This is a genomic window from Gryllotalpicola sp. CP2-P1 (assembly GCF_057512245.1).
In genome coordinates, this window is the sequence record NZ_JBLRDT010000192.1 from 1 (window position 1) to 4738 (window position 4738).

Here is a 4738-nt window from a genome sequence, read left to right on the forward strand (position 1 = left end):
CGAGCGGCACCGGGGCGACGTCGTGCAGGTAGCCGAGCTCGACGAGCCGCTGCACCTCGACCGAGCGGGTGTGCCCGGCGAAGATGAGCGCGCCGCCCTGCTGCTGCTGGCGCACGAGGGCGACGTCACGGGCGTGCGCGTAGGGCGCGAGCGGTTCGGCGAAGAGGGGGTCGCCGTCGTCATAGAGCGCGATCAGCCCGAGCTCTGCCGCAGGGGCGTAGACCACCGAGCGGTTCCCGACGATGATGCGCGGCGTGTGCCCGCTGTCGTCGGGGTGAGCGAGGCACGACAGAAAAGCCGCGTACCGCTGCGCGTTGGTGCGCCGCGCGTCGAGGGAGGCCACGGTGCCGGCCGGCACCATGGTGCTGAGCACCGCCTCGAGCTGCTCCTGGTCTCGGTAGTCGGGGACCGCGAGGATCGCGGTTCGGCCGTCGATGACCGCGCGCACGGCCGCCTGGGCGAGGGTGACCGCCCAGCGGCCGACCCAGCTGCCGTCGGCGAGCTCGACGACGCCCGGCAGCGACCTGAGCGCCACCCTGCCGCCGTCGTCGACCGCCGATTCGATCACTCCGCCCTCGTAGCCCGCGACAGGATGCGCCGCCCGAGGCACCTCGCGCGGCGCGCCCTGCGCGAGCCACTTCCGCTCGACGGCGACCGACCGCCGGGGAATCGCGAGGCGCAGCACGTCGTTGGCGCTGCCGGCCTGCCGGTCGGCGACGCGGCGCGCGAGCGCCCACACCTCGGGGGCGAGCACACGCGCCGCCGAGACGACGGATTCCAGCGGAGTCAGCGCGCCGTCGAAGTCGCTCGTGTCGCCGACCTCGACGACGAGCCCATCGGCGAGTCGCCCCTCGGCGCGCAGCGGCGCGGTGGCCCGCACGCCCGGGACGACCTGGTCGGCCAGGGCGGGCGGGATCGCGTAGTCGAACAGCCGGTCGAGTTGCGGCAGAGGCGTGTCGATCAGGACGCGCGCGACGGATGCCACGCGGCGCCGCCGATCAGAGGCCGGCTGCGCTGCGCAGAGCGTCGACGCGGTCGGTGCGCTCCCACGTGAAGTCGGGGAGCTCACGGCCGAAGTGGCCGTAGGCGGCCGTCTGCGAGTAGATGGGGCGCAGCAGGTCGAGGTCGCGGATGATCGCAGCCGGGCGCAGGTCGAAGACCTCGGTGATGGCCTTCTGGATCTGATCGACGGGCAGCTTCTCTGTGCCGAAGGTCTCGACGTAGAGGCCGACCGGGTGCGCGGCGCCGATCGCGTAGGCGACCTGCACCTCGAGGCGGTCGGCGAAGCCGGCGGCCACCGCGTTCTTCGCGACCCAGCGCATCGCATAGGCGGCCGAACGGTCGACCTTCGACGGGTCCTTGCCGCTGAACGCGCCGCCGCCGTGTCGGCTGGCGCCGCCATAGGTGTCGACGATGATCTTCCGGCCGGTGAGGCCGGCGTCGCCGTGCGGGCCGCCGATCTCGAACTTGCCCGTCGGGTTGATGAGCAGCTTGAGCTCGGAGGTGTCGAGGTCGACCGTCTCGAGGACGGGGCGGATCACGACGCGCTCGACGGCCTCGCGCAGCTCGGTGAGGCCGATGGCGGGCGAGTGCTGGGTCGAGAGCACGACGGTGTCGATGGTCTTGGGCGTGAAGCCCTCGTAGCCGATGGTGACCTGGGTCTTGCCGTCGGGGCGGAGGAAGTCGAGCTCGCCCGACTTGCGGACGGCGGTCAGCCGCTCGGAGAGGCGGTGCGAGAGCCAGATCGGCAGTGGCATGAGCTGCGGCGTCTCGTTCGTGGCGAAGCCGAACATGATGCCCTGGTCGCCGGCGCCCTGCTTGTCGAGCTCGTCGGCGCTCGTGCCCTCGCGGGTCTCGAACGCGTCGTCGACGCCCTGGGCGATGTCGGGCGACTGCGCGCCGATGGAGATCGAGACACCGCACGAGCGGCCGTCGAACCACACGTCGGACGACGTGTAGCCGATCGACGAGATCTTCTCGCGCACGATCTGCGGGATCTCGACGTAGCCGGAGGTGGTCACCTCGCCGGCGACATGGACCTGGCCGGTCGTGACCATCGTCTCGACGGCGACGCGGGCCCTCGGGTCGACGGTGAGCAGGGCATCGAGGATCGCGTCGGAGACCTGGTCGCAGATCTTGTCGGGGTGACCCTCGGTGACGGACTCGGACGTGAAGAGGCGCAATGGAGCCATGATTCTTCCTTGGTTCGGGCCGGAGGCGTCTGGTTCGCGTCAGGCGATCTGGTCGTGGTGCCTCAGCTGCGACTCAGCGTCGCGTCGAGGATGCGGTCGGCCACCGACAACTTCGTTCCGGAAGCCTCCATCACGATATCGCCCGAGCGGTTCAAGACGATGACGTCATTGTCATCTGTGGCAAAACCATGGTTCCAGCCGACGTTGTTCACAACCAGGAAGTCGCAGCCCTTGCGCGCGATCTTCGATCGGCCGAGCTCGAGCAGCGTCGCCGGGTCGGGCTCGGTCTCGGCGGCGAATCCGATCACGGTCTGCCCTTCCCGCCGCGAGGCGGCGAGCTCGGCGAGGATGTCGGGGTTCACGACGAACTCGACGGTCAGCCTGTCGCCCGTGTGCTCCTTCTTGATCTTGCCCTGCTGCACCTGGGCGGGGCGGTAGTCGGCGACGGCGGCCGCCATGATGACCACGTCGGCGGACTTCGCCGCCTCGGTCACCGCCTTCTCGAGCTCGAGGGTGGTGCTCACCGGCTCCACGGCGATGCCGTTCGGCAGGGCGTCGGTGCCGACGTTCGCCGCGATCAGGGTCACGGCGGCACCGCGCGCGGCCGCGGCCGCGGCGAGTGCCATGCCCTGCTTGCCGCTCGAGCGGTTGCCCATGAAGCGCACGGGGTCGAATGGCTCGCGCGTGCCGCCTGCCGTCACCACGACGCGTAGCCCGTCGAGGTCGAGTCGCGCGGTCTCGCTCGCGTCGTCGACGCGGGCACGCCGCGCGCGGGCGGCGGATGCCTGTGCCGCACTGCCGCGCGGGGCCGGCCCCGCCCCCACGACGTTCTTGAGCGCCGCCTGCGCGATCGTCTCGGGCTCTTCCATGCGGCCGGGGCCCGAGTCGCTGCCCGTGAGCTGGCCGGAGGCCGGGCCGATGACGACGACGCCCCGCTCGCGCAGGGTGCGCACGTTGGCCTGGGTGGCTGCCGCCTGCCACATCTCGGTGTGCATGGCAGGGGCGATCACGACGGGGGCCTTCGAGGCCAGCACCGTGTTGGTCAGCAGATCGTCGACGATGCCGTGCGCGAGCTTCGCAATCGTGTTGGCCGTGGCCGGCGCGATGACGATGAGGTCGGCCCTGTGCCCGAGGCTCACGTGCCGCACCTCGTCGACGCCGTCGTAGAGGTCGGTGGTCACGGGGTTGCGGCTGATCGCCTCCCACGTCGGCTTCCCGACGAACTTCAGCGCGGCCTCGGTCGGCACGACGTGGACGTCGTGGCCGGCGAGGACGAAGCCGCGCACCAGCGAGACAGTCTTATACGCGGCGATGCCGCCGGTCACCCCGACGACGATGGTCAGACGGGGCGTCCCGGCGGCATCCTTGCTCACTGTGACTTGAGCCGCGTTCTACTGCTCGGCGATCGGCTTGACGACGAGCTTGTCCTCGTTGATCTCGTGCAGGGCGACGGAAAGCGGCTTGTCGTCGACCGACGAGTCGACCAGCGGGCCGACGTTGTCGAACAGGCTGCCCTCGTGCAGATCGGCGTAGTAGTCGTTGATCTGGCGGGCGCGCTTGCTCGCGAAGATCACGAGCGCGTACTTCGACTCGACCTTGCTCAGCAGCTCGTCGATCGGCGGGTCGATGATGCCCTTCTGGGACGTCGCCATGGGGGTACTCCTATCCGGAAAAGTCTGTGATCTTCAGTGAAGAGATCGCGGGGCGCGACTCACTCGCGCGCGTGTGCCCGAAGCGGCACAGACATCAAGTCTACGACCTCGCGCGCGGCCTCCGGCACGGTCGTGTTCACGACGGTGCGGTCGAACTCCCCCTCGGCCGCGAGCTCGACCTTGGCGGTCTCGAGCCGGCGGCGCTGCTCTTCGGGCGACTCGGTGCCGCGGCCGATGAGGCGGCGCACCAGTTCGTCCCACGTGGGCGGCGCGAGGAAGACGAGCAGGGCGTCGGGGTCGTTGGCGCGCACCTGCCGGGCTCCCTGCAGATCGATTTCGAGCAGCACGTTGCGGCCGGCCGCCAGGGCGTCGCGCACAGGCGCCCGCGGGGTGCCGTAGCGGCTCATGTTGTGCACGGTGGCCCACTCGAGGAACTCGCCGGCCTCGATCATGCGGTCGAATTCGGCGTCGTCGACGAAGTAGTAGTGCACGCCGTCGACCTCGCCGGGGCGCGGTTTGCGAGTCGTCGCCGAGACCGAGAACACGACCTCGGGGTAGTTCTCGCGGATGTAGGCGGAGACGGTGCCCTTGCCAACGGCCGTGGGGCCGGCCAGCACGACGAGGCGCGCCGCGCCCCTGGCCTTCGACGACAGCCGGGCGCGCTCGCGCAGGAACTCGCGCAGCCGCTCGCGCTGGTGGCGGCCGAGACCGCCCACCCGCTTGACCTGCGAGATCTCGAGTCGTTCGAGCGTCGCCTTCATCTTGGTGACCCCGATGGCCGGAATGGCGAGCAGGAAGTCGGTGACGCGCAGCGTGCCCGCGGGGCCGTTGGGCTCGCGCGCCCCCTCGTCGAGGACAGACTCGGCGCTGCGGGCGCCAGAGGTGATCTGCGCT

The 4738-nt window shown here is 70.7% G+C and carries 5 protein-coding genes; all 5 read right to left on the minus strand.

Annotated elements, in window-relative coordinates; all coding sequences use genetic code 11:
• On the minus strand, nt 1-985 hold a 985-nt coding region (locus tag ACM2XV_RS12435), incomplete at its 3' end, for a primosomal protein N' family DNA-binding protein (protein WP_487027147.1).
• A gap of 13 nt (nt 986-998) precedes the next feature.
• Complete coding sequence (gene metK, locus ACM2XV_RS12440) at nt 999-2192, minus strand: methionine adenosyltransferase (RefSeq protein ID WP_487027148.1); 1194 nt, start codon at nt 2190-2192, stop codon at nt 999-1001.
• A 62-nt stretch (nt 2193-2254) separates the two neighbouring features.
• Nucleotides 2255-3535 carry a bifunctional phosphopantothenoylcysteine decarboxylase/phosphopantothenate synthase gene (locus ACM2XV_RS12445; RefSeq protein ID WP_487027149.1) on the minus strand — a complete coding sequence of 427 codons (1281 nt, stop codon included), beginning with the start codon at nt 3533-3535 and terminating at the stop codon, nt 2255-2257.
• Nucleotides 3536-3583: 48 nt separating this feature from the next.
• Nucleotides 3584-3844 (minus strand): DNA-directed RNA polymerase subunit omega, encoded by a 261-nt coding sequence (gene rpoZ / locus ACM2XV_RS12450; RefSeq protein ID WP_344752608.1) that lies wholly within the window; start codon nt 3842-3844, stop codon nt 3584-3586.
• A gap of 59 nt (nt 3845-3903) precedes the next feature.
• A complete protein-coding gene (gene gmk, locus ACM2XV_RS12455) occupies nt 3904-4731 on the minus strand; it encodes a guanylate kinase (RefSeq protein WP_487027150.1) in 828 nt (275 codons plus the stop codon).
• Nucleotides 4732-4738: the final 7 nt, after the last annotated feature.

What these genes read in the sequence shown, in the direction of transcription:
- metK (WP_487027148.1), bottom strand. Translation starts at nt 2,192, where the DNA reads ATGGCTCCATTGCGCCTCTTCACGTCCGAGTCCGTCACCGAGGGTCAC.
- rpoZ (WP_344752608.1), bottom strand. Translation starts at nt 3,844, where the DNA reads ATGGCGACGTCCCAGAAGGGCATCATCGACCCGCCGATCGACGAGCTG.